Source organism: Saccharophagus sp. K07, assembly GCF_014336955.1.
GTDB lineage: Bacteria > Pseudomonadota > Gammaproteobacteria > Pseudomonadales > Cellvibrionaceae > UBA5868.
In genome coordinates, this window is the sequence record NZ_QRAI01000002.1 from 698,084 (window position 1) to 722,987 (window position 24,904).

At 52.3% G+C, this 24,904-nt stretch carries 19 protein-coding genes; 12 read left to right on the top strand and 7 right to left on the bottom strand.

Going from position 1 to position 24,904, the window contains the following annotated elements; all coding sequences use genetic code 11:
* Positions 1–4: 4 nt before the first annotated feature.
* The 12 genes from hisS (at position 5) to DWB84_RS09585 (ending at position 14,754) form a co-directional block, all read left to right on the top strand.
* The gene (hisS, locus tag DWB84_RS09530; protein WP_187409522.1) at positions 5–1,282 is read left to right on the top strand and encodes a histidine--tRNA ligase; all 1,278 of its coding nucleotides are present in this window, start codon (positions 5–7) and stop codon (positions 1,280–1,282) included.
* A 75-nt stretch (positions 1,283–1,357) separates the two neighbouring features.
* Entirely contained in the window at positions 1,358–2,092 is a 735-nt protein-coding gene (locus tag DWB84_RS09535; RefSeq protein WP_187409523.1) for a tetratricopeptide repeat protein, read from the top strand.
* On the top strand, positions 2,092–3,318 hold the full coding sequence (gene bamB / locus DWB84_RS09540) for an outer membrane protein assembly factor BamB (RefSeq protein ID WP_187409524.1): 1,227 nt from the start codon (positions 2,092–2,094) through the stop codon (positions 3,316–3,318). The genes DWB84_RS09535 and bamB overlap by 1 nt, the downstream gene beginning before the upstream one ends.
* 6 nt (positions 3,319–3,324) lie before the next feature.
* Complete coding sequence (der, locus tag DWB84_RS09545; protein WP_187409525.1) at positions 3,325–4,722, top strand: ribosome biogenesis GTPase Der; 1,398 nt, start codon at positions 3,325–3,327, stop codon at positions 4,720–4,722.
* 327 nt (positions 4,723–5,049) lie between these two features.
* Positions 5,050–5,508, top strand: a complete 459-nt coding sequence (gene rimP, locus DWB84_RS09550) for a ribosome maturation factor RimP (RefSeq protein ID WP_187409526.1) — start codon at positions 5,050–5,052, stop codon at positions 5,506–5,508.
* Positions 5,509–5,530: 22 nt separating this feature from the next.
* A complete protein-coding gene (nusA, locus tag DWB84_RS09555) occupies positions 5,531–7,030 on the top strand; it encodes a transcription termination factor NusA (RefSeq protein WP_187409527.1) in 1,500 nt (499 codons plus the stop codon).
* Between the two features lie 21 nt (positions 7,031–7,051).
* Positions 7,052–9,916, top strand: coding sequence for a translation initiation factor IF-2 (infB, locus tag DWB84_RS09560; protein WP_187409528.1), 2,865 nt, complete (start codon positions 7,052–7,054; stop codon positions 9,914–9,916).
* Between the two features lie 19 nt (positions 9,917–9,935).
* Complete coding sequence (gene rbfA, locus DWB84_RS09565; protein ID WP_187409529.1) at positions 9,936–10,343, top strand: 30S ribosome-binding factor RbfA; 408 nt, start codon at positions 9,936–9,938, stop codon at positions 10,341–10,343.
* A gap of 3 nt (positions 10,344–10,346) precedes the next feature.
* Entirely contained in the window at positions 10,347–11,291 is a 945-nt protein-coding gene (gene truB / locus DWB84_RS09570; RefSeq protein ID WP_187409530.1) for a tRNA pseudouridine(55) synthase TruB, read from the top strand.
* 91 nt (positions 11,292–11,382) lie between these two features.
* Positions 11,383–11,652, top strand: coding sequence for a 30S ribosomal protein S15 (gene rpsO / locus DWB84_RS09575; RefSeq protein ID WP_187409531.1), 270 nt, complete (start codon positions 11,383–11,385; stop codon positions 11,650–11,652).
* 78 nt (positions 11,653–11,730) lie between these two features.
* Positions 11,731–13,869, top strand: a complete 2,139-nt coding sequence (pnp, locus tag DWB84_RS09580; protein ID WP_187409532.1) for a polyribonucleotide nucleotidyltransferase — start codon at positions 11,731–11,733, stop codon at positions 13,867–13,869.
* A gap of 69 nt (positions 13,870–13,938) precedes the next feature.
* The gene (locus tag DWB84_RS09585) at positions 13,939–14,754 is read left to right on the top strand and encodes a MipA/OmpV family protein (protein WP_187409533.1); all 816 of its coding nucleotides are present in this window, start codon (positions 13,939–13,941) and stop codon (positions 14,752–14,754) included.
* Between the two features lie 64 nt (positions 14,755–14,818).
* On the opposite strand, the gene DWB84_RS09590 is transcribed toward DWB84_RS09585, so the two are convergent.
* The 7 genes from DWB84_RS09590 to folK form a co-directional block, all read right to left on the bottom strand.
* Positions 14,819–17,488 carry a carbohydrate-binding protein gene (locus DWB84_RS09590; protein ID WP_187409534.1) on the bottom strand — a complete coding sequence of 890 codons (2,670 nt, stop codon included), beginning with the start codon at positions 17,486–17,488 and terminating at the stop codon, positions 14,819–14,821.
* A gap of 295 nt (positions 17,489–17,783) precedes the next feature.
* Entirely contained in the window at positions 17,784–19,052 is a 1,269-nt protein-coding gene (locus DWB84_RS09595) for a hypothetical protein (RefSeq protein ID WP_187409535.1), read from the bottom strand.
* 63 nt (positions 19,053–19,115) lie between these two features.
* Positions 19,116–19,619, bottom strand: coding sequence for a polymer-forming cytoskeletal protein (locus DWB84_RS09600; protein ID WP_187409536.1), 504 nt, complete (start codon positions 19,617–19,619; stop codon positions 19,116–19,118).
* A 503-nt stretch (positions 19,620–20,122) separates the two neighbouring features.
* Positions 20,123–22,741 (bottom strand): phosphoenolpyruvate carboxylase, encoded by a 2,619-nt coding sequence (ppc, locus tag DWB84_RS09605; RefSeq protein ID WP_187409537.1) that lies wholly within the window; start codon positions 22,739–22,741, stop codon positions 20,123–20,125.
* Between the two features lie 138 nt (positions 22,742–22,879).
* Positions 22,880–23,704: a 3-methyl-2-oxobutanoate hydroxymethyltransferase gene (gene panB / locus DWB84_RS09610; RefSeq protein WP_187409538.1), complete on the bottom strand. Its 825-nt coding sequence runs from the start codon at positions 23,702–23,704 to the stop codon at positions 22,880–22,882.
* 25 nt (positions 23,705–23,729) lie between these two features.
* Positions 23,730–24,410: a deoxynucleoside kinase gene (locus tag DWB84_RS09615; RefSeq protein ID WP_187409539.1), complete on the bottom strand. Its 681-nt coding sequence runs from the start codon at positions 24,408–24,410 to the stop codon at positions 23,730–23,732.
* Positions 24,411–24,426: 16 nt separating this feature from the next.
* On the bottom strand, positions 24,427–24,903 hold the full coding sequence (folK, locus tag DWB84_RS09620; RefSeq protein ID WP_187409540.1) for a 2-amino-4-hydroxy-6-hydroxymethyldihydropteridine diphosphokinase: 477 nt from the start codon (positions 24,901–24,903) through the stop codon (positions 24,427–24,429).
* Between the last annotated feature and the right edge of the window lies 1 nt (position 24,904).

A 24,904-nucleotide genomic window follows, 5' to 3' on the forward strand; every position in this document is an offset into this window, starting at 1 on the left:
CACTTTGAAACAAATTCAATCCGTCAAAGGCATGGAAGATCTGCTGCCGGAACAATCACCGGTTTGGCAATACGTAGAAGCGACCATAGCGGAAGTGGCGCAACGCTATGGCTATAGAGAAATCCGTTTTCCGATTGTCGAGCAGACCGAACTGTTCAAACGCAGTATCGGTGAAGTCACCGATATTGTGGAAAAGGAAATGTACACCTTCGATGATCGCAACGGCCTAAGTCTAACCTTGCGACCCGAAGGTACAGCCAGTTGCGTCAGAGCATCGGAAGAGCACGGCTTGCTGTATAACCAGACGCAAAAGCTTTGGTACACAGGGCCGATGTTCCGCTACGAAAAACCGCAAAAAGGGCGCTTGCGTCAATTTCATCAGTTTGGGTTTGAGGCCTTTGGTATGGCCGGACCGGACGTGGATGCAGAGTTGCTGATTATGCTCGCCCGCTTGTGGCGCGAGCTGGGCATAGCCGATGGTTTGAGCCTGCAGATTAACAACCTGGGAACCAGCGAAGCGCGTGCACGTTATCGCGCCGATCTGGTTACCTATCTCAGCGAGCGTGTTGAGCAGTTGGATGAAGACAGCAAGCGTCGCTTGTCTACCAATCCGTTGCGCATACTCGACAGCAAGATTCCGTCTACCCAGGCGCTGCTGAATGATGCACCGTCATTGGTGGATTATCTGGATGAAACTTCGCGCAGCCATTTTGCGCAACTGCAGCGTCTGCTGGAGAGTGCCGGGGTGGCATTCGAGATCAATCCGCGTTTGGTGCGAGGCCTGGACTACTACAACAACACAGTGTTTGAGTGGGTGACCACAAAACTGGGTGCCCAGGGAACCGTGTGTGCTGGCGGACGATACGACGGTCTGGTGGAACAATTGGGCGGTCGTCCAACTCCGGCAGTCGGTTGCGGTATAGGCCTGGAGCGACTGGTGTTACTGCTGGAAGAAATGAACGCAATCCCTGCAGGCATTCAGGAAACCGTTGATGTCTATCTGGTCGCCGTAGGCGATGTCATGGCTGATGCACTGGTCATTGCCGAGACCTTAAGATCCGAATTGCCCTGGTTGCGCTTGGTAACCAACTTTGGCGGCGGGTCTTTCAAATCGCAAATGAAAAAAGCCGACAAAAGCGGCGCTCAATTAGCGCTTGTTTTGGGTGAAGACGAAGTGGCTAAAGGTGAAGTGGGTGTTAAACCTTTGCGCTTAGATTCTGCACAACAACAGGTTGCCAGAGCACAGTTGGTAGAGACTGTAAAAGCTTTGTTGGACCAATAAATCGAATTAGGAACTAAAATTCCGAGTCTGATCGGGCAACAATAATCACGAACACTATAACAGGAGAGCCAAACAGTGGCCGCACACTTGACTGAAGAAGAACAAATCGAAGCCCTCAAGCGCTGGTGGAAAGACTATGGCACCACGGTTTTGGTGGCCGCCGTATTAGGCCTCGGTGGATTTTTTGCCTGGAACCAATATCAATCCTACAAAGTAGGCCAAGCGCAAAAAGCGTCTGTTATCTACGATAAATTCGCCACTGCAGTTGCGGAATTTGATGAATCCAGCGAGGAAGATTCCGCTGAATTAAAACGTTTGGCAAACGACGTTCTCGCCAATAATTCCTCAGGTCTTTACGCGGATTTTGCAACGCTGTATCTGGCCAAATTGGCGGTTGAACAGCAGGACTTTGCCAGTGCAAGAACTCATTTGGAAAAGGTTGCCAATCAGGGCACTAACGACGCAGTAAAAGAGTTGGCCGGTTTGCGTTTGGCGCGAGTTCTTGTCGCATCAGGTGAGGCAGAACAGGCGTTAACTCTGTTGTCATCGACTCCTTCCAGTGCTTATGCGGCGGCTTATGCGGAAGCTAAAGGGGATGTTTTACTGAGCTTGAAACGTTTGGGAGAAGCTCGCGTCGCTTATGAAACTGCCCTGCAGGCATTAGGCACTTCACAACCTATGCGCCGCAGCTTGGTGCAGTTGAAAATCGACAACACATTAACGGCTAATGATGCGCCTGTAATTCTGCCTAACCCGCATGATCCGCACGGTGCGCACAATCCCGCTCAGAATGCGGCGGAGGACGCCTGATGAAGTTTCGGCGTTCGCTGGCCGCAGCATGCTGCATCGGTTTTCTAATGGCTGGTTGCAGCAGCGTTAAAGAAGAGCTGAAACCCGTCAAACTCGAACCAATCGAGGCCCAGTACAAATTCATTCGCAATTGGAGTAGTACTACCGGGGACGGTCAGGATGCCCGTTATGCGCGCCTTCAACCAGCATACGCCGATGGCATTTTGTATGTTGCCGATGTCAAAGGAACAGTTTCCGCTTGGCGCGCCAGTGACGGTAAAAGGCTCTGGAAAAATAAGCTGCATGCTGCCATAGGTGGCGGTGTTGGAATTGCGAAAGGCTACGGTTTTGTTGGCACCCTCGACGGTCGGGTCATTGCCTATGATCTGGCAGACGGCAGCGTCAAATGGGAAGCCAAAACCTCCAGTGAAGTTGTGTCAGCTCCCCAGTCCGACGGGCAAGTGGTTGTTACCCAGGCCATTGATGGACGCGTATTTGCTTTTGCGTTCGAAGATGGTCGCCAGTTATGGAACTACGACCATCCGGTGCCTGTTCTTACGCTCCGCTCCAACGCGGCCCCGTTGATTACCCAAGGAAGTGCCTTGGTACCGTTCGACAACGGGCAGATCCTTAGCTTCGATTTGCAGACCGGCCAGTTGCGCTGGAGTGCTCGTATTGGGCAGCCGCAAGGAAAAACGGAATTAGAGCGTTTGATAGACGTGGATTCGACCCCCATCGAGATGGGGCCCTATGTCTATGGCGCTGGCTATAACGCCCGCCTAGTCGCCATAGCCAAAGGCACTGGCCGTACCGCCTGGGCTCAGGATGTGTCTACGGCTCACAATATTGCAGGTGCGCAAAATAAAATTTTTGTCAGCGATGCGAACAGTCATGTGCGTGCGTTTGATGCTTTGAATGGCTCTCTCAATTGGGAAAATGACAAGTTGCACAGGCGTGGCATCAGTGCGCCTGCGGTGTTCGACAAGCTGGTCGTGGTAGTTGATGAGGAAGGTTATTTACACGGTTTATCCATTGCGGACGGCAGCTTGATTGCTCGCACTCGCATCGGTGAACACTCAGTTGCTGCGCAGCCATTGGTGATCGATGGTAACCTTTATATCCTCGATACGGCTGGAGTTTTGTTTTCTTTCCGCACTGAGGAAACCGACTCTACTGTATCTTTCTGGGATATGCCGTCCAATCGCCACAAAGGCGCGATTTCCACCAAACCCACCGGGGTTAAATAAGTTTCCATGATTCCTGTCATTGCCCTTGTTGGGCGTCCTAATGTCGGCAAGTCGACGTTGTTCAATTGCCTTACCAAAAGTCGGGACGCGCTGGTCGCCGACTTTGCGGGCCTGACTCGCGATCGCAAATACGGCGAAGCCGAATTCCGCGAGCGCAAATTCATTGTGATCGACACTGGTGGATTGAGCGGTGAAGAGGAGGGCATTGATGCGGTAATGGCGGAGCAGGCTCGCCAAGCCATTAAAGAGTGTGATCTGGTGCTGTTTATCGTCGATACCCGCGCGGGTCTGACAGCGGCAGATGAACAGATCGCCCATTACCTCCGGCTGCAGCAAAAACCCACCATGCTGGTGGGCAATAAAATTGACGGCCAGCAGCCCGATGTTGCGGTTGCGCCGTTTTATGAATTGGGCCTGGGTGAAGTGCACGGCATTGCTGCTGCTCACGGTCGCGGCATCAATATCTTGATGGAAGAGGTGTGCAATCTGTTGCCCCCGCCTGCGGAAGAAGAGGTGGCAGCCGAAGTCGAGGCCGGCATCAAGATCGCAGTGGTCGGGCGTCCCAACGTCGGTAAATCCACTCTGGTCAACCGCATGCTCGGCGAAGAACGTGTGGTGGTTTTCGATATGCCGGGAACCACGCGCGATAGCATCTACATCCGCTATGAGCGCCATGGCAAGCCCTATACCTTGATTGATACAGCGGGCATACGGCGGCGTAAAAATATTTCGTTAACCGTGGAAAAATTTTCCATCGTCAAAACTCTCCAGGCGATCGAAGACGCCAACGTTGTTGTGCTGCTGATCGACGCCAAAGAAGGAATAGTCGAACAGGACCTGCATTTGATGGGGCAGGTGATCGACTCAGGACGTGCCTTGGTTGTCGCCCTCAACAAATGGGATGGTCTGGATGAAGACCACAAGTCCTATTTGAAAGTCGAGCTGGAGCGCCGCCTGCGCTTTGTCGATTTTGCGGATATCCACTTTATTTCCGCTCTGCACGGCACTGGTGTGGGCCATCTCTATCAGTCCATCGAAAAAGCCTACCAAGCCGCCACGGAGAAGTTTTCCACCAACTTCCTCACCCGCATCCTGCAGGATGCCGTTACCACCCACCAGCCACCTCTGGTGAAAGGCCGGCGCATCAAGCTGCGCTACGCGCATCCAGGTGGGCACAATCCGCCGATTATCGTGATTCACGGAAACCAAACCGAAGAAGTTCCGAATCACTACGTCCGCTATTTGGAAAAGACCTTCCGCCAAGCCTTGGATTTGCACGGCACGCCGATTCGTATCGAATTCAAAAACAACGAAAACCCGTTCGCCGGTAAGAAAAACAAACTCACGCAACGCCAAGTGGAGAAAAAGCGGCGTCTGATGAAGTTTGTTAAAAAGAAAAAATAAAGACGGTTTTAAAACGAAATAGGCGGCGGACTTTCTGTGCAACTTCTCGCCGCCTAACGAGTTTGGCTTGACGCACTAGTGGCAAGTACTTAAAATCGCCACCCTAATTGCAGGCCGGGTTTTCCTCCCTTGGATTATCCCAACAGCTTCAGCTGGGCCGGTAAGCGCCAAAATTTATGATGTAAGGTGCCCCTTTATGGGGTTTTTTATTATCTGTTTGGCGCTGCGCAGGGCATGTCCGTAACCGTCGCGCGGCATAGGGTCGCTCCCGGTTGAGAGTGAAATGGGCTTTAGGCCCATTTTTTGTTTCTGTAGTGGTGTGTTTTTATGGCTTCCATCCAGGAGCGTTTAACAGAGTTGTTTGAGCCCGTGGTTGAGTCGCTGGGCTGCGAGCTGTGGGGCATTGAGTACATGGCTCAAGGGCGCCATAGAGCTTTGTTGCGCATTTATATCGATAAAGAAGAGGGAATTGGCGTCGAAGATTGTGAACGTGTCAGTCGCCAAGTGAGCAGCGTGTTGGATGTGGAGGATCCCATCCAATCGGAATACACACTGGAAGTCTCGTCACCTGGAATGGACCGCCCCTTGTTCAAACTGAAGCAATTCGAAGCGAATGTTGGCGAAAGAGTGGCGGTTCGGCTGCGCCTGCCTTTTGAAGGTCGACGCAAGTTTACCGGTCTGCTGAAAGGTATCGAGAACGAGGAAGTCGTACTCGAAGTCGATAACGAAGAATACATACTGCCTTACGAGTTGATCGATAAGGCGAATATAGTCCCTCAGTTTTGAGGTGTAGTGCAGAGGCATCTTCATGAAGAAAGAAATTTTGCTGGTGGCAGACGCCGTTTCCAATGAGAAAGGTGTTGATCGGGAGGTGATCTTCCAGGCGATTGAGCTCGCGCTGGCGACAGCTACAAAAAAGCGCTACGAGGAAGAATCCGACATTGTGGTCAAGATCGACCGCAGAACCGGTGAATACGTTACCGAACGCCGCTGGTTGGTAGTGAGCGACGATACGGTTGCGCAACTGGGCACTCAGCTGACAACAGAAGAAGCACACGCCATTGATCCCAACTTGAAAGTGGGCGATGTGTATACCGAAGTCGTCGAAAACGTCGAATTCGGTCGTATCGCTGCGCAGACAGCCAAACAAGTTATAGTGCAAAAAGTGCGCGAAGCCGAGCGTGCGCAGATAGTCAACGAATACCGAAGCCGAATTGGTGAGTTGGTGTCCGGCACCGTTAAGAAAGTTACGCGTGACAACATCATCGTTGACTTGGGTAATAACGCTGAAGGTTTGTTGCCGCGGGAAGAATTGGTCGGGCGCGAAATTTTCCGTATGAACGACCGCGTTCGCGCTGTGCTGCTGGATGTTCGTCCCGAAGCGCGCGGTCCGCAGCTGTATCTCAGCCGCGCTTGCCCGCAAATGTTGATCGAATTGTTCAAGATTGAAGTGCCGGAAATCGCTGAAGAAGTGATTACCCTGCGCGGTGCTGCGCGCGACCCTGGCTCACGCGCCAAGATCGCCGTTTCAACCAATGACGGTCGTATCGACCCGGTAGGCGCGTGCGTTGGTATGCGCGGTTCCAGGGTTCAGGCTGTGTCCAACGAGCTCGCTGGCGAGCGCATCGATATCGTGCTGTGGGACGACAATCCTGCACAATTCGTGATCAATGCCATGTCACCCGCCGAAATCGAATCCATCGTGATGGATGAAGATACCCGCACTATGGATGTCGCTGTAGCTGAAGAAAACTTGGCTCAGGCCATCGGCCGTGGCGGTCAGAACGTACGCCTGGCTTCTGAGTTGACCCAGTGGGAAATCAACGTCATGAGCACCAAACAGTGGAGCGAGAAGCAGCAGGCGGAAGTCGGCAACGTCAAGAACATGTTCATGAAGGCATTGGACATTGATGAAGACGTGGCGGAAGTGTTGGTGGAAGAAGGCTTCACCACGTTGGAAGAAGTGGCTTACGTTCCGCTGGAAGAGTTCCTGGCAATTGAAGGTTTTGACGAAGACATCGCGGAAGAGCTTCGCTCGCGCGCAAAAGATGCTCTGTTGACTATGGCTTTGGCGTCAGAAGAGCAGTTGTCGAGTGCAGAACCGGCAGAAGATTTGCTGAATATGGAAGGTATGGACCGCACACTGGCCTTTAGCTTGGCAGCCCGCGGTGTCATTACCATGGAAGATCTGGCGGAACAGTCCGTCGACGATCTGTTAGAAATTGATGGTATGGATCAGGAAAAAGCTGCCGCGCTCATTATGAAAGCGCGCGAGCCCTGGTTCGCAGACTCAGCACAAACCAATTAATTGAGGTAACGAGGAAATAGAATGGCTGACGTAACTGTAAGTGAACTCGCCAAGTCTGTCGGTGCCTCGGTAGACCGACTTTTGACACAGATGGGGCAGGCGGGTCTGCCACATAAAGCGCCGAGCGACACAGTGTCGGACGAAGAAAAGCAAACTCTGCTGACTTTCTTGAAAATGTCCCACGGTGAAAATTTAGGCGCGCCGAAAAAAATTACCTTGAAAAGAAAAACCACTACCACCCTTAAAACAGGTAGTGGCAGCAGCCGCAAAACGATCAACGTCGAAGTGCGTAAAAAGCGCACTTACGTCAAGGTTCAGGAAGGCGAAGCCGAGGTTTCTTCGAATGAAGCCGATGAGCAGAATTTCGACGATGAAAACCTGAATCAGGCAGCAGTGGCTGAAGCAGAAGAAGTGCAACTGGAGCAGGAGTCTCAAGAAGCGGCTAACGAAAGTGCACCTGAGGTCACTGCAGTTGAAGTCGAGGAGACTCAACCAGAACCTGTCATCGAAGAAGAGCCTGTACAGGAAGAAGTTGTTGCAGCTGAACCTGCAATTGAAGAGCCGGTAGAAGAATCGGCTCCGCAAGCGGCTGCACCTGTGCGCGAGACTCTAACGCGTTCATCCTTTGTTGATGATGCGGAAGAACGTCGTATCCGCGCCATGGAAGCTCGTATCAAAGCGCAGAAAGAAGCCGAAGAAGCAGCGCGTCGCGCAGCGGAAGAGAAGCGCCAACGCGAGCTCGCTAAGAAAGAGGCTGGCGCCCCAGGAGCGAAAGCTGCTGATCCAGCTGCGCCGAAAAAGCCTGCGCCTGTGTTGACAGCAGAAGAGCTGGCGGCCAAAGCGGAAGAAGAAAAACACAAGCTGAACAAGAAGAAAGGCAAAGCTGCGGACTTTGACGAAGAGGAAGAAGCCCGTAAGCACAACAAAAAGGCAGGCAAGGCCGTTAAAAAGGTCGATGTTCCTGCGCCCAAGAAAGGCTCGGCTGTGTTGAGCTATCTGGATGATGGCGATGACGAAGTCGTGTTGGCCGCGGTAACGCCGGTTCGCAAAAAGGTTACGACACCTCAGCCCACATCCCGCCCGGTGATCAAAATCGCCAACAAACACGGCTTCAAAAAGCCGACGGGGAAAATCGTGCACGAAGTTGAAATTGGCGAGACCATCGTGGTGTCCGAATTGGCGCAGCGCATGAGCGTCAAAGTGGGCGAAGTGGTTAAACAATTGATGAAGCTGGGTGTAATGGCGACCGCCAACCAGCAAATCGATCAAGAAACCGCTCAATTGGTGGTTGAAGAGTTGGGACATAAACCAGTTCTGGTCAGCGCTAACGCGATCGAAGAAGATCTGAAAAAAGACTGGGTTGAAGACGAGTCTGATATGGCTCCGCGCGCGCCGATCATTACGGTCATGGGACACGTCGACCACGGTAAAACTTCACTGTTGGACTACATCCGCAAAGCCAAAGTCGCTGCGGGCGAGGCCGGTGGTATTACGCAGCACATTGGTGCTTACCGAGTTAAGACAAGCCACGGCGATCTGACCTTCCTGGATACCCCCGGACACGCGGCGTTTACCGCAATGCGCGCACGCGGTGCCCAATGTACAGACGTGGTCATTCTGGTTGTCGCAGCTGACGATGGTGTGATGCCGCAAACCGAAGAGGCAATCCAACACGCGCGCGCTGCAGGTGTCCCCATAGTTGTCGCCGTGAACAAAATCGACAAGCCCAGCGCCGATCCGGATCGCGTTAAAAATGAATTGGTTGCCAAAGGTGTTATCCCGGAAGAGTGGGGCGGTGATTCGCAGTTCTGTAACGTCTCGGCTTTGACCGGTGAAGGTATCGATCAGCTGTTGGACTCCGTTGGCGTGCAAGCGGAAATGCTGGAATTAAAAGCGCCGGTCAATGTGCCTGCGCGCGGTGTTGTTATCGAATCCCGCATGGACAAAGGTCGCGGCGCCGTTGCGACCGTATTGGTACAAGGCGGTTATTTGAAGCCTGGAGACATTCTGCTCGCCGGCCAAAGCTTTGGTCGCGTTCGCGCTATGACCAACGAGTTCGGCCAACAAGTGAAAGAAGCGGGCCCATCGGTTCCGGTGGAAATCCTCGGCTTGGATTCTGCGCCTAACGCTGGTGACGAATTCCTGGTGGTTTCCGATGAGCGCAAAGCCCGAGAAGTTGCTGAATTCCGCGCGGAAAAAGAGCGACAAGAGCGAGTGCAGCGCACGCAGATGGCGAAACTGGAAAACATGTTTGCCGGTCTGGGCAGTGGTGAGAAGAAAACGCTCAGCGTGGTATTGAAGACCGACGTACGCGGCTCTCTCGAAGCCATTTCCACCTCTCTGCTGGATATGGGTAACGACGAAGTTGAAGTGCGCATCGTCGGCGACGGTGTTGGCGGAATTACCGAAAACGACGTCAACCTGGCGCTCACTTCTGGAGCGATTATTCTGGGCTTCAACGTTCGCGCCGATAGCAGTGCGCGCAAACTGGCGGAAAAAGAATCCGTCGAGATCCGCTACTACAGCATCATTTATCAATTGATTGATGAAGTGAAAGCGGCTCTGTCCGGCATGCTGGAGCCGGAGCGTGTGGAAACAATTCTGGGTGTTGCCGATGTTCGCGATACTTTCCGCTCGCCCAAGTTCGGCCAAGTGGCTGGATGTATGGTGGTGGAAGGTACTGTGTACCGCAACAAACCGATCCGCGTATTGCGCAACAATGTGGTTATCTTTGAAGGCGAGCTGGAATCTCTGCGTCGCTTTAAAGATGACGTCTCCGAAGTGCGCGCCGGTATGGAATGCGGTATCGGTGTGAAGAACTACGACGTTAAAGTTGGCGACCAGATCGAAGTATACGAAGTCAAGGAGGTGGCAAGAGTGCTGTAATGCACTCTTGCTCAGATGTATGGCAAGAGAATTTAGTCGTTCTGATCGCGTCGCCGATGCGGTGCAACGCAGTTTGGCGCACCTGATTCCGGCCGAAATTCGCGATCCTCGTCTGGGGATGGTGAATATCAATTCGGTCGAGGTTTCGCGCGATCTTACTTTGGCCAAGATCTACGTGACCTTTGTCGGCGAAGACAATCCAAAGGCGTGTCAGGATTCGGTTTCGATTCTGAACAACGCCGCCAGTTTTCTTCGCTCCTTGGTCGGTAAGGAATTAACCGTTCGATCGACGCCGCGCCTCCAGTTTTACTATGACGAGTCCAGTGTTCGCGGTCAGGTGTTAAGTAACTTGATCGATCGCGCTATAGCAGCGGATAAGGCGAACAAACGCGATTCCAGCTCGGAAGAAGATGAGCAGGAGATTTGATTCTTGTCCCGCAAGCGCTCTATGGGACGCCCTATTAATGGCGTCCTGGTTTTAATGAAGTCTGCAGGCATGACCTCCAATCATGCCCTGCAAAAAGCAAAATACCTTTTCTCTGCTCGCAAAGCCGGCCACACCGGAAGTCTCGATCCTTTCGCCACAGGTGTTTTACCACTGTGTTTTGGTGAGGCGACGAAATTTTCCCAGTACTTGCTGGATGCGGATAAACGCTACATAGCGACTTTTCGTCTCGGTGTCGCAACCAGCACTGCGGATATCGAAGGAGAAGAGTTGGCGCGGGTTGACGCCAGCGGCCTTTCCGCCGCGCAAATCGAAAAAGCCTTGGCAGCGTTTCGCGGTGACATTCTGCAGGTTCCACCTATGGTGTCGGCGCTGAAGGTCAACGGGCAGCCGCTCTATAAACTTGCACGCAAAGGCCAAGTGATCGAGCGGCAAGCGCGGGCGGTGACGATTTATCAGCTGGATATTCTGGCCATTCGTTTGGGCCCGGTAGCGGAAGTGGACGTCGATATCCGCTGCAGCAAGGGCACCTATATTCGCAGTATCGCGAGCGATCTCGGTGAAGCGCTTGGTGTGGGTGGGCATGTCAGTAAATTGCACCGCGCCGCCGCCGGTTGTTTTACCGAAGATCAGGCTGTAACGCTCGAACAATTGATCGAAGAACTCGGCGAGCGCTCTGCAGATGTTTTGGACCACTATTTATTGCCGCCGGATGCTGCGCTTGAAGCGATTCCCAAACTGGCTCTCAGTAACATCAGCAGCCATTACTTCTGCCAAGGGCAGGCGATAATGGACATGCGGGTCTACCGTTTAGGGAACCAAGGTGATACAGTGCGCGTCTGCCGCGAGGACGGGTTATTTCTCGGCCTCGGTGAGATCACCGATGATGGGCGCGTTGCGCCGCGCAGAGTGATTGCTACTGGCACATAAGATATGACCCGTCTGTCAATATGCACGGTCGGGCCATTAACTTCCCTGGCGATGCCAGGGTGCATATTCCATGAAAATATGAGGCAATACCATGGCACTGAGTGCACAAGAAAAAGCTGAAATCGTCAAAACCTATCAGAAATCCGACTCTGATACCGGATCTCCAGAAGTACAAATCGCACTGCTTTCAGCCAATATCAACAAACTGCAAGAACACTTCGAAAAGAACAAACAAGATCACCACTCTCGACGCGGCTTGATCCGCATGGTTAACCAGCGACGCAAATTGCTGGACTACCTGAAGTCCAAAAATACTGAGCGTTACGCCGACCTCATCCAAAAGCTCGGCTTGCGTCGATAGACCTTAAAGTGCCCGCAACGCGGGCACTTCTGTTTTATAAGAACGTAAGAATGCAAAGAGAAACCTAAGGATAATAAAGTGAATCCTGTAATTAAAAAATTTCAATACGGTAAAGATACCGTCACTTTGGAAACTGGCCGCATCGCCCGCCAAGCGACGGCAGCGGTAGTTGTCACTGTTGGCCAAACCTGCGTACTGTGTACGGTTGTAGGCGCAAAAGAACCCTCTCCTGGTCAAGATTTCTTCCCGCTGTCTGTTCATTACCAGGAAAAAAGCTACGCTGCTGGCCGTATCCCAGGTGGCTTTTTTAAGCGCGAAGGCCGCCCCTCTGAAAAAGAAACTCTGACTTCCCGCTTGATCGATCGCCCCATTCGCCCCTTGTTTCCAGACGGCTACATGGCGGAAGTGCAAGTGATTTGTACCGTTCTGGCTGCGGAAAAGGATGTCGACCCAGATATAGCTTCCATGATCGGAACCTCTGCGGCTCTGGCAATCTCCGGAATTCCTTTCAATGGCCCAATCGGTGCCGCACGCGTTGGTTACACCGAACAAGACGGCTACATCCTCAACCCAGGCTATAAGCAGCTGAAAACTTCTGAGCTGGACATGGTGGTAGCGGGTACTCGCGACGCGGTGTTGATGGTTGAGTCTGAAGCGAATGAGCTGCCTGAAGACATCATGCTTGGTGCGGTTCTGTACGGCCACCAGGAAATGCAAACGGTTATCCAGGCGATTGACGAACTGGTACGTGACGCTGGCAAACCCCGTTGGGATTGGCAGCCCCCACAGCCGAACACTGCCCTGATTGCTGCTTTGGAAAAAGACTTTGGCGAGTCAATTGGCCTTGCTTATCGCATCACTGACAAAGCCAAGCGCTATGACCGTCTGAATGAACTGCGCGCGCAAGCCGTTGAACAATTGAGCGGTGAAGGCAAAGACTTCAGCGCTGACGAAGTTAAAGAGACGTTCAAAAATATCGAAATGAAAATCGTGCGCGGCCGAGTTGTCAACGGCGAGCCTCGTATCGATGGTCGCGACACCAAAACTGTCCGTCAGCTGCAAATCGAAGTTGGCGTTCTGCCAAAAGTTCACGGTTCCGCTTTGTTTACCCGTGGCGAAACTCAGGCTTTGGTTGTGGCCACTCTCGGCTCTACCCGCGATGCGCAGATCGTCGACAGCCTGGAAGGTGAGCGCAAAGAGAACTTCATGCTGCACTACAACTTCCCCCCATACTCTGTGGGTGAGTGCGGTCGCCTGGGTTCTACTGGCCGTCGCGAAATCGGCCACGGCCGTTTGGCTCGTCGCGGTGTAGCTGCGGTTCTGCCAAAAGAAGAAGATTTCCCATACACCATGCGTGTGGTGAGTGAAATTACCGAATCCAACGGTTCCAGCTCCATGGCCTCCGTCTGTGGTGCGAGCTTGGCACTGATGGATGCGGGCGTTCCTCTGCGCGCTCCGGTTGCCGGTGTTGCCATGGGCTTGGTGAAAGAAGGTGACAAGTTCGCCGTTCTGACCGACATCCTGGGTGACGAAGACCACCTGGGCGATATGGACTTCAAAGTAGCTGGTACCGCCAATGGTGTTACCGCGCTGCAGATGGACATCAAGATCGAAGGCATCACTGAAGAAATCATGGAAGTGGCGTTGGAGCAGGCATTGCAAGCTCGTCTGCACATCCTGGCTGAGATGAATAAAGTCCTGGCCGTGCCGCGCGCTACTCTGTCTGACAACGCGCCGCAAATGCACACCATCAAAGTGGATCCAGAAAAAATTCGCGACATCATCGGTAAAGGCGGCGCGACCATTCGATCCATCACGGAATCCACTGGCGCGTCTGTCGATATCGAAGACGATGGCACCGTCAAAGTGTACGCAGTGGATTCAGAAAGCCTGCAAAACGCTCTCTTCCGCATCGGCGAAATCACTGCTGAAGCGGAAATCGGTGCGACCTACGAAGGTACTGTTGTTCGCATCGTCGACTTTGGTGCATTCGTTAACTTCTTGCCCGGCAAAGACGGCCTTGTGCACATTTCTCAGATTGCTCACGAGCGCGTCAACAACGTCAGTGACTATCTGAAAGAAGGTCAAAAAGTAACGGTTAAATGTCTCGACGTAGACAACCGCGGTCGTATCAAGCTCTCTATTAAAGAGACCTTGCCACCGCCGGCTTCAGCTGAAACTCAGCAATCGGAAGCAGCACCAGAATCTCAAGCGTAGAACGCATCAGGTTCACAAATAGCCCGCTTTTTAGCGGGCTTTTTTTATGGTTTTGGAAATATCTCTACTATGCGTAAATCGTTACTTGCGCTTACCTTGATACCTGCCATCAGCTGGGCACAAGAAGACACCGCTTCACTGGAAAACAAAACCTATATGGAAGCCGGTGTTGTGCTGGTGGCTCAGGGTTCTGCGGATTATCGCGGTTCCAATCACTATCGGCCTTACGCTCTGCCGTTACCGTATTTTTTCTATCAAGGTCCGATTCTGAAAGCCGACAGGGATGGTGTGCGGGGTGATTTTTGGTCGAATACTCGAATGGAGTTCAATATTTCGGTCGATGGTTCACTAAATGGCAACAGTGATAACAATAAAAAACGCGAAGGCATGCCTGAGTTGGAAAGTGCAGTGGAATTTGGGCCGTCTTTGAATATCCGGCTCTCAGGTGACAGTTTTAAGGAGGGCTGGTCATTGCGTCTGCCGGTGCGAGCGGTGGTCACCATTTCCAAAGATGGATTGGATCATATAGGCAACGTTTTTAGTCCACGATTGACTTGGCGTCAGTCGAATTTTATTGCGGATTGGCGCGCGTCCTTTAACGCGGGCTTTATGATTGCGGATCGCTCCTATCACTCCTATTACTACGACGTAGACATGCCTTATGTCACGGAAGATCGGCCTTTCTACCGTTCCTCTGGGGGATACAGTGGCAGCTTTCTGCGTTTTTCTCTCTCGAAATCCTGGAAGGATTGGCGTTTGGGTGTTTCCGCGCGCTATGACTATCTTGAAGGTGCGAAATTTACCGACAGTTCGTTAGTGCAGACGGACCACTACGCCAGCATCAGCATAGGAGTGGTGCGTCGCCTGTGGTACTCGTTCGATTGATTTCTTCAGATAAAGAAAGAGCCCCATAAGGGGCTCTTTTGTATGTCTTAGAGATATTTCTCAATTACAGACAATCGTCTACTGCAATGTAATCAACACGCAGATTGCGGTCTTCCCCGTTGTTGGCATAGTCATTGGTGAATTCCACTCGCAGGTCAAATGTGCCGGCTGGGCCAGAGTAGATCAGCTCGTAATTGGCGTAAGCTGCAGAAGTCACTGACAGATCCCCTATAACCTGACCGCCGACACGAACCACCATTCTCGGCCAAACATTTGCTGCTATATCTCCTCTGGCGCGGACAGTGATCAAAGTGTCGTTGCCGGAAAAGGTATGGTTGGTATTTACATAGCCATTACTCCAGATATTCCAAGAAATACCGTCGCTGCTGGCACCACCTGTAGAGCGGTTGATGTTTTCCGCTTGATAAACCACAGGCGCTTGGCACTGGGGTTCTGGTTCCGGCTCAGGTTCTGGTTCTGGCTCAGGTTCCGGCTCCGGTATAGGTTCCGAGCGTGTTTTGAATTCCAGATAGTTAATATTGACGTTACCGGTTTGGTAATGCAGGCGAACCGTGTGCGCTCCTGGCGTCAAGGTGACAGGAACGACTAGGTTGCTATAGGTCTGCCAGCCGAGGAGCGGAGGTGTCAATAAACCTGAAACATCGACACCGTCGATTAAAACTCTAAACGTTTGGTTAGCCCGTTCTGTAGCCGCGCGGATCACCAAGTCAAACTGACCTCCGGAAGTTTGGATTTTATATTCCGTCCACTCTCCAGCGGCTGTAAATGCGACATTACAGCCCCCGTCTATGTCACCGGTGATCTCCGTATCCACATCTCCGCTATTACAGGCAGCCGCTCCGAGGTTGCCAGGCGTAGTGTCATAAAAAGCCGTGAAATGTTCAGCTTCTATACGCGCTGGGATGCTGACTGCTTCAACGGGAGCGGGGCCTGGGCCTGGGCTAGATTCGCTGATGACCAGATAATTCAGGTTAACTTCCCCGGTCTCAAACACCACGCGAATGGTGTGATCGCCTTCGGTAAGTTCGACCGGCACGGAAATGTCGGAGAAGTTCTGCCAGCCGCGTGACGGAACCACCAGGGAACCACTGACATCAACGCCATCCACTTCGACGTAAAAACTGATGGTACCAGCGCGGTTGGTCGATGCGCGGAAGGTCATTATGTAATTGCCCGCAGAAGGTGCGGCGACTTCGTATTCCACCCATTCTCCTGCTGTAGTCCAGGCGAGATTGCAGAGACCACCTGTGGGATCAGAAGTCAGTTCGGAATCCACATCTCCGGTGTTGCACGCGGCATCTCCTTGATTGCCTGGAGTGCTATCAAAAGCCGCAGAAAAGTTTTCGGCTTCTATGCGAGCGGGCAGCACTATAGGCTCAACTGGTTCTGGCTCTCCTCCAATCCAGGAAAAATCCAGGTAGTTGAGGTTGGCGTAGCCAGTGTCAAACACGATTCGAATGGTGTGCTCACCCTCCGTCAGATTTAACGGCACAGGCAGGTTGGTGAAAGATTGCCAGCCGTTGGTAGGTACCGCAAGAAGACCGCTGGCGTTCTCTCCATCCACTTCCACATGCAAACGAATGTTGGTGCGATTGGTGGCCGTGCGGAGAATCATTTGATAACGCCCGGTTTCCGGAGCATTCACTTTGTATTCAACCCATTCCCCTGGGGTTGTATAGGCAATGTGGCAGATTCCCGTGGTGTCCTGGGTGATTTCGGTGTCCACATAATAGTCACCGGTATAGCAGCCCGAGTCGCCTTCATTGCCGACGGTTGAATCGTGATATCCAGTGAAGTTTTCAGCTTCTAGGCGCGCAGGTAACACAACAGGACTGTATGACTCAGGCTGAGGTTGCGGGCCTTCTGGTTCCGGATTCGGATTTCCGGTGTATGGCGGTACAGGTGGATTATCGGCAGGAGCGGTTGCGGGGAACTGACCTGAACCGGCTTCACTTGTTAACGCCAACACCAACTTGCCATTGCGAACAGCGGCATTGCGGGTGACGTAGTCATTGACGGCATACTCAAAGGTCCAGTTGGCGAACCACCAGCGGTTGGTGTTGATGGAAGAGCCATCGAACTCATCTCGCCAGCGCGAAGTAAAATCCGAACCGTTGGGGCCTGCGCCAGGGGTGTAGTTGTAAACATGGATAAATTCGACATAAGTGTGAGCAGGTACGGCGCTTTGGTCGAAAGCACCAGACCATTCCCAATCTCCCGCCCATAAGCTCATGCGCAACTGAGCTGGTTCCGCACGATTGGGATCGAGTAATTTGGCGTAGCGGACAGGGTCTGTTTCTCGTCTGATCAAATGGCCGTCGACATAAAAAGCCAGATAGTTCGGCGTCCACTCCATTCGATAAGTGAAGTAATTTTCCCAGCCAGGAGTCGAGAGGGTGTGACGGAGGTTATTTTCAGTGCGCGGATCACCGGGTGTCATAACTTGGGTCTGATAGCGTCCATCCCGGCCGAATATTTCAAAATCCTGTTCCTGCCATTGGGCTCCAGGAATCTCTGAGCCATCTTTCCAGAGGAAGAATGCGGTTATCACTCCTGACCCTCTGGCGGCGCGAATGCGTGCTTCAAAAGCGCCATATTTATAGGTTTCCCGAGTAATTAACTCGGCACCTTTCCACGGTTTCGCGTGCACGGTTTGCGTCGCGAACAATATTAAAAAAACTAAAAAGACCAGGGGCCATCTGAATCGAGTCATAGTGCAATCCTTACTCATCAATCGGTGATATTAATTTTGTTACCGCGTTCCACTCGTACAGCATTGAGTCTCCGGTGAAAGTCAGCGCACCAGGAGAATGCGTGCGGATTGCACGTTGTATGCCATGCAAAAAAAATCTTTTTCAAGCGCGAAAAAGGCACAATATTTTGTTAATTGGCGTTCAATGTTTGATTGATGAATTAACGGGAGCACCTTTTAAAGGCAGGCGGGCGTGTCAGGAAAAATGAACTTTTAAGAGTGTTAAATTCTTCAACAGATAATTTGGTGGGATAAGTTACGTCAGGTTTCGCCGGAACAAATATTCGTAAATACCGCGCTGCATGCCCGGTTGAAACATGTACGTTTGCTCAAGCCGGAAGCTGCGCATCATCTTTAATAAACGACTTGAGGTTACAGGTGAGGAACAGACTTTTTTTTCAGTGCCTGCAATCTCAAATTCGCCGAGATTATTGAGTGTAAAAGATTGCGGTGCCGACGGCATTTCGCGGCCGGAGTAGACGACAGCATGGACGACTGTATTGTTCGTCAGATGGGGGGCAAGACGATTGAACAGCATTTCTATGGCTGGAGCCTCCAAAAAATTCAGCAGATCCCAGACTAGAATCAGATCAAAGCGTACATCGGCGGCGAAATTCAGCATGTGGGCTTTGAGTTGCACAGGTGCGCCATTTTTTATCTGCAGCTGCAATTCGTGGTAAATGTCTTCTGTATAGAGATTGGCTGTACGTTGATAAAGAACATCAGTGTTATGGCGATTTTTCAGCCCGAGATCCAAAACTGTGGGCTGGGTCCCCAAGCGATTGAAGACAGTGGAAAATGCTTCTGATTTGTGGCGCAGGCGTGGCCCCGAAGCATTCGGAATTACTTCCTGATCATGTAATTCTTCACTACCTTGTGGTCGGACAGTCAACGACTTATCTGGTTGAAATCGCAGAACCTGTTCCATGACACCGGGGAGCATGCCCTCATGATTCAGATAAGACCGTTCCATATAAAAGTCTTGAATCTGTTTCAGTAAGCGCGCGGTATCGAGGTTTGCGTGAGCTCGTGTTTGCCACTCGCTGGCGCGGATGGTTTGTAGTTTGTATTGATCAATAATGCGAAAAGATTGGGGGCAGGCAGGGATTTTTTGTCCAACATACTTGATCATATGGATCACAGCCCCCGGTTGGCAAAGGCTTTTGAGTTTACTGATCAGCCACTCGACATTGGCCAAACTCAAATAATTAAAAATATCCCAGGTCAGGATCAGATCGAATCGGTTATCGCCGAAGTCGCCGAGATAGTCGGCCAGTTCTTGCCTCAGGAGTGCGTCGTCGGCCAATTCCTCCTGTCGGTCCATCAGCCATTCACTAAGGTTTTCAAAACGGATTTTGCAGCTGAGCTGGGTAAAAAAATTGAAGTTTTTGGCGGAGGAGGGGCCTAGGTCCAATACTCTATGGTCCTTCGACCCCTTCATTTCGTTGTAGACGGCGGTTAGTCCCGGTGAGCGATGCTCGACAGCTGTGCGGATAATGCTTGCTGTATCGACAATATCATTCATATCGTTTGCGATGCTGAACCAATCAATAGGCTCCAGGAGGGCATTCCGCCGGTAACAATTTGACTACGGCTCTTTCTTTTCTGGCGCCGCAGTGGAAATTTTGGCTTGTCCCGATGAGTCCATGTCGATTGAGCCGCGGAATTTTGCACCGTCTTCCAAAGTGACACGAGCGGCAATCAGATTACCTTTCACATTGCTTGAAGCTTTGATTTCAATGCGCTCTTGGCCAATCAAATCGCCTTCAACGGTACCTTCGATCGTTATGGTTTTGGCTTTGAGGTTGGCTTTCACCACACCTTGTTGGCCGATGGTCAGGTGATTGCCTTTGAGATCGATGGAACCTTCGACCTTGCCTTGCACCAGCAAATCTTCTTCGCCGATGATTTCGCCTTTAAAGGTAATTTTTGGGCCTATAACCGCAGCCCAGTTTCCGGAAGAAGACTGCGCACTGGTGGATGGGCGCGCAGAAATAGGCGAGGGAACCGTATTAAAAGTGGTGGGAAGAACAGGTTCAGACGGGATTTCGAATTCGTCTTCTTTATTTGGAGTGCTTTTGCTTAAACGCATAGTGGAGCTCCTGTCTTGAGTGGGGTGGGCAGTACTGTGTGGCGCGCTCGGCCCGCTCGATTTAACGGGTTCGGCGTTGCGCGTATCAGAAACATGTTTGGGGTGGGATTTGGCATCAGCCTCCATTTTTTTGTTGGAAAAACGGAAGCTGGAAAGAATTCCTTCCATCGTTACGAACACCTGTGATTGGGCCGAAAACAGATTTAGCGGCTAGAGAATTGCTGGACGGGCCAAGTGCGAGGCAGCTGTTGCTAACCAAATACAGTGTGGTCCATTAGCAAGAGCTGAGCCAAGCGATACGACTGCAAAAAACACTTAAGCCGAAACGAATCATAGCTCAAGTTAAGCACAGCATTTGGGGATGAGAGTGTTGCGGTTCACATTTTGCGAACTTATCGGCATTGAAGTGATAGGAGAAAAATCGGGGAGATTTCGCTGGGATTTGTTGGCGAATAATAGATAACAGGCGAAGGTATATGTTTACCTTCGCCTGCCAGAGTTTTTTAACCGGTGTTTCTCATGCCGGCCGCTATACCTGCCATAGTGACTTTGAGCGCACGTTCCAGATCCGAGCTGATACTTCCTGCTTTGCGCTCGCGTTTGATCAACTCTGCCTGAAGGAAATTCAGTGGATCAATGTAGGGCTTGCGCACCTCGATAGTGCTCTGCAGCGTTGGGTCGCTGTCCAGCAGGTTTTGCTGTCCTTTGAGTTCGTTGAGCAGCTTTTCCAGCGCCTTGAGGTCGTCGCGCAGCTGTTGGCCGAGGCCGTGCAGCTCTTCGGGCACCAGTTGTTTTTCGTAGTACTGACAGATTTCCACATCCGCTTTACCCAGTACCATCTCGATCAGGTCGACAAACGCAGAGAAGAAGGGCCATTCGGCCATCATGGCAGACAGGGTCGCGTTATCTTCCTTCTGCGCGTATTCCAGCGCTTGGCGCACACCGAGCCAGGCGGGCAAATTGAGACGCACCTGCGTCCAGGCGAAAACCCAGGGAATCGCGCGCAAGCTTTCCACACCGCCAGTGGCCTTGCGCTTCGCCGGACGGCTGCCCAGGGCAAGTTTGTTGAGTTCCTGCTCCGGCGTCAGGCTGCGGAAGTAGGCTACGAATTGTGGATGACCGCGCACGATACTGCGATAGGCTTCCAGACTGGTCTGCGCCATGCGCTCAATCAATTCTCGCCACTCCGGCTTGGGTGCCGCGTGAGGAGACAGAGTCGCACGCAAAGTCGCCTGGACATAGGTCGATAGGCTCTTGAAGGCGATTTTGGGCAAACCAAATTTGTAACGAATCATTTCGCCCTGTTCGGTTACGCGAATCTTGCCGGTTACCGATCCAGGCGGTTGTGATGCCATGGCTTTTTCCAATGGGCCGCCGCCGCGACCAACGGTGCCGCCGCGCCCGTGGAACAGCATCAGGTCGACAGAGTGCTGTTCCGCCAAGCTCACCAACTGCTCCTGAGCTTTGTATTGCGCCCAGGTTGCTGCGAATTTACCTGCGTCTTTGGCGGAATCCGAATAGCCGATCATCACAGTGTGTTTTTCACCGGCGTAAGCTTTGTACCACGGCATTTGCCACAGCGTGTTCATCACCACCGGTGCACGATCCAGGTCGTCGAGCGTTTCGAACAGGGGGACAACCGGCATGTTCCAGGTCATACCGCATTCTTTCAGCAGCAGGATGACCGCCAATACGTCCGACGGCTGTTGTGCCATGGAGATGATGTAGTGGGACAGCGTCTCTTTGGGTTCAGAGGCAATCACGCGACAGGTATCGAGCACTTCCTGTGATTCCGGGCTGACCGGCCAGTTGGCGGGCAGGAGCGGACGCTTGCCGTTGAGCTGCTCCAACAAAAACTGCTGACGCTGTTCTTCATTCCATTCGCGGTAAGAGCCCATATCCAGGTAGTTGGTCAGTTCATCCAGAACTTGCACGTGGCGATCGCCGTCCTGGCGAATATCCAGCGGCACTAGGTTGATGCCAAAGCAGTAGATGCGGCGGATGGTGTCGACCAGCGGGCCATTGGCAACGAAGTCCAGGCCAACCGCTTTCAAAGAGCGATAGCAGAGCAGGAGTGGCTCAAGCAAATCTTCCCGGCTGGTAATGACGGTAGCAGGTGTTGGAACGTCTTTGCCAGCGAGAAGGTCTTCGGTCCAGTCCAGGGTTTGCTGGATACGTCGACGCAAGCTGTGAAGGATATCGCGATAGGGGGTGCGGCTCGGGCCAGGCAAATGGCTGAGCAGCTCAGAGCTTGCCGCTTGCATACTCAAATCGCCACCGAGACTGTGAATATCGCGCAGATAGAGTTCTGCCGCCATCCAGCGGCCCAGCAGGATAACCTCCCGGGTAACCGCATGAGTCACATTGGGGTTGCCGTCGCGGTCGCCACCCATCCAGGAGAACAGGCGAAACGGATGAAAATCCAACGGGAGACGTTTGCCCAAACGTTTGCGCGACAGGCGGTCCAGATGGCGAATAAAGTCCGGAACGGCCTGCCACAGGCTGTTTTCGATCACCGCAAAGCCCCAGCGCGCCTCGTCTATCGCTGTCGGGCGTTCGTCGCGGATTTCATTGGTGCTCCAGATTTCTTCAATCAATCGATGCAGGCGGCCGCGATGGCGGTCTCTCTCGTACGACAACAGATCTTTGTTGCGTCTTTCTGAAAGCTTGCTCGCGATCAGGTCGTATTTGCGGATCAGAGTACGACGGGTGATTTCTGTAGGGTGGGCTGTTAAAACAAGCTCTATATTGAGTGCCTTCACCACATCGTAGAGTGCATCTTTGCCGAGTGATTTCACGTACTGCTTGAACATCTGGTCAAGCACGTCGTCCTCTTCTGCCTCAGCGCTGGTCTGATAATCCTGATCCGCGATATTGGCGAGGTTCAGAAACTGGTTGAAGGAGCGGGCAATGGGAAGAATATCGCTGTCTTCCAGCTGAGATAAAAAGTTGATCAGCGGCTGGGAATCGCTGTCTGGAGAACGGTTGATGGCTTTGCCGAGAGTGCGGATTTCTTCCACCTTGCGAAAGACATCCAACCCTTCATGCTGTAAGAGGGTTTCCCCAAGGAGTTCCCCCAGGAGACGTACGTTTTCGCGCAATGTGTCGGGCAGATGGGTCATCAAATGGTTCTCCTAATTGGAATCGCCGCGTATTCTAGCACCGCCAACTCATATTGATTCAAGCGCCAACATGCATCTTTAATTCATTTTGGCTATAAGAAATTGCTTTATGTATAAGAGCAGATATTCGCGAGCTCTTTAATGAAACATGTGCTCTTCTGCGGGGAAGATGCCGGCTTTGACGTCCTGGACGTACTTCAACAGGGCACCTTTGATATCCGCAGTCTCGCAGAGGAAATTCTTGGAGAATTTGGGCGGATGTTCGGTTAAGCCCAAAATATCATTGATGACCAGAACCTGTGCGTCGGTATCGCGCCCAGCACCTATGCCTATGGTCGGTACTTTCAAACTGGCGGTAATGCTGCGGCCCAATGCCGCAGGTACGCACTCAAGCAGCACTATATCGGCGCCGGCCTGCTCCAAAATCAATGCATCTTCTTGCAAGATCGCGGCACTCTCTGGCGTTCGGCCCTGCACTCGGAAACCGCCAAATTTATTGACGAACTGAGGCGTCAGGCCGATATGGGCGCAAACCGGTATGCCGCGCTCGCTAAGCATCGAAATCGTGGGCGCCAGCCAGCGACCTCCTTCGATTTTGATCATATGGGCGCCAGCCTGCATTACACGGGTGGCATTGATCATCGCCTGTTCTGGTGTGGCGTAGGTCATAAAGGGCAGGTCGCCAATAATCAATGATTTTTGGTTGCCGCGTTTGACCGCTTCAATGTGATAGATCATCTGTTCCATGGTTACCGGAATCGTGCTGTCGTAGCCCAACACTGTCATTCCGAGACTATCCCCAACCAGTACCACTTCTGCACCGCATCGCTCCGCCATGTTCGCCATAGGTGCATCATAGAGAGACACTGTGACGAACTTTTCCCCTTGCTCCTTCATTTTGCGAAGAGTGTGGATAGTGATTTTTTTTGTGAGCGCTGAATCGGGCGAACCAGAATAAACCATGAAATGTCACCTGCGGATTGAGCGGCTACAGGGCCGGTCGAGGGTTGTAATAATGTCGGCCGTGGGAAATGCCGAGCAAGTAGCGCACCAAGTTGTTGTAGTCAGTGATGTTATTCACCCAGTCGATATCGGCTGCGTTGACGATCAACAGTGGAGCTTTGTCGTAAAAGTGAAAAAAACGTGAATAGGCGGCGTTGAGACGGTCGAGATAATCTCGTGTAATTTGCTGTTCTGCGCGGATCGCGCGCTTATGAATGCGTTCGAGCAACACATTGGTCGGCGCCTGCAAATAAATCACTAAATCGGGCTGTGCGGCGTTGATGGTCAGATGCTCGTACACGCTTTCATAAAGTTGCAGCTCATCGCTATCCAGTGTGACTTCTGCAAACAGCCGGTCTTTTTCCATCAGAAAATCCGCCACACGTATAGTGGCGAACAAATCTTCTTGCCGCAGTTCCTGCATTTGCTGGGCGCGTTGCATCAAAAAAAATAACTGCGTCGATAAAGCCGCATTTTTTTCCCCAGCGTAATAGCGCGGTAAAAACGGATTGCTGTCGGCGTCCTCGAATAAAGTAGCGCAATTGAGACTTTCGGCCAGCAGGCGCGCCAGAGTAGTTTTACCGACGCCTATAGGACCTTCGATCACTATGTAGCGCGGCAGACGAATATCTGTCAGATCACTGCGGTTGATGCGACGGTTTTCCATTCTCGACCTCTGGAAATTATGCGAGTCGGGTTAGTCCTTGGTTACCAATTTGCGCCGCCAAGTCTCCTATGTTACGGCCGTCCGGTAGGCGCAATTCGGGAGCCAGTTCCGCCAGGGGAATCAACACGAAATTGCGCTCAGTTAAATAGGGATGTGGAACCTGGAGGCGCTCGTGCTGAATGATTTCCTGATCAATCAACAGTATGTCGAGATCCAGGGTTCTCGGTCCCCAATGAATCAAGCGCTGCCGCCCCTGATTCAATTCGATTGCCTGTAAAGCATCGAGCAGATCCAGGGGGGCGAGATCTGTTGTTACCTGCGCGACGGCGTTGATGTAATCCGGTTGCGGCGGCCCTACAGCGACGCTGCGATAGAGCGACGAGATTTTCGCCTCTCTACACCAAGGAGCGGCTTTTAGTGTGGCCCAGGCCTGTTGAAGCTGCGCGACGGGATCGTCGAGATTGCTGCCCAACCCGATAAAAACTGTGTGCATT

What these genes read in the sequence shown, in the direction of transcription:
- DWB84_RS09615 (WP_187409539.1), bottom strand. Translation starts at nt 24,410, where the DNA reads ATGGAAAACCGTCGCATCAACCGCAGTGATCTGACAGATATTCGTCTG.
- ppc (WP_187409537.1), bottom strand. Translation starts at nt 22,741, where the DNA reads ATGACCCATCTGCCCGACACATTGCGCGAAAACGTACGTCTCCTGGGG.
- rpsO (WP_187409531.1), top strand. Translation starts at nt 11,383, where the DNA reads ATGGCACTGAGTGCACAAGAAAAAGCTGAAATCGTCAAAACCTATCAG.
- rimP (WP_187409526.1), top strand. Translation starts at nt 5,050, where the DNA reads ATGGCTTCCATCCAGGAGCGTTTAACAGAGTTGTTTGAGCCCGTGGTT.
- DWB84_RS09590 (WP_187409534.1), bottom strand. Translation starts at nt 17,488, where the DNA reads ATGACTCGATTCAGATGGCCCCTGGTCTTTTTAGTTTTTTTAATATTG.
- rbfA (WP_187409529.1), top strand. Translation starts at nt 9,936, where the DNA reads ATGGCAAGAGAATTTAGTCGTTCTGATCGCGTCGCCGATGCGGTGCAA.
- folK (WP_187409540.1), bottom strand. Translation starts at nt 24,903, where the DNA reads ATGCACACAGTTTTTATCGGGTTGGGCAGCAATCTCGACGATCCCGTC.
- nusA (WP_187409527.1), top strand. Translation starts at nt 5,531, where the DNA reads ATGAAGAAAGAAATTTTGCTGGTGGCAGACGCCGTTTCCAATGAGAAA.
- DWB84_RS09585 (WP_187409533.1), top strand. Translation starts at nt 13,939, where the DNA reads ATGCGTAAATCGTTACTTGCGCTTACCTTGATACCTGCCATCAGCTGG.
- bamB (WP_187409524.1), top strand. Translation starts at nt 2,092, where the DNA reads ATGAAGTTTCGGCGTTCGCTGGCCGCAGCATGCTGCATCGGTTTTCTA.
- DWB84_RS09595 (WP_187409535.1), bottom strand. Translation starts at nt 19,052, where the DNA reads ATGAATGATATTGTCGATACAGCAAGCATTATCCGCACAGCTGTCGAG.
- der (WP_187409525.1), top strand. Translation starts at nt 3,325, where the DNA reads ATGATTCCTGTCATTGCCCTTGTTGGGCGTCCTAATGTCGGCAAGTCG.
- infB (WP_187409528.1), top strand. Translation starts at nt 7,052, where the DNA reads ATGGCTGACGTAACTGTAAGTGAACTCGCCAAGTCTGTCGGTGCCTCG.
- DWB84_RS09600 (WP_187409536.1), bottom strand. Translation starts at nt 19,619, where the DNA reads ATGCGTTTAAGCAAAAGCACTCCAAATAAAGAAGACGAATTCGAAATC.
- panB (WP_187409538.1), bottom strand. Translation starts at nt 23,704, where the DNA reads ATGGTTTATTCTGGTTCGCCCGATTCAGCGCTCACAAAAAAAATCACT.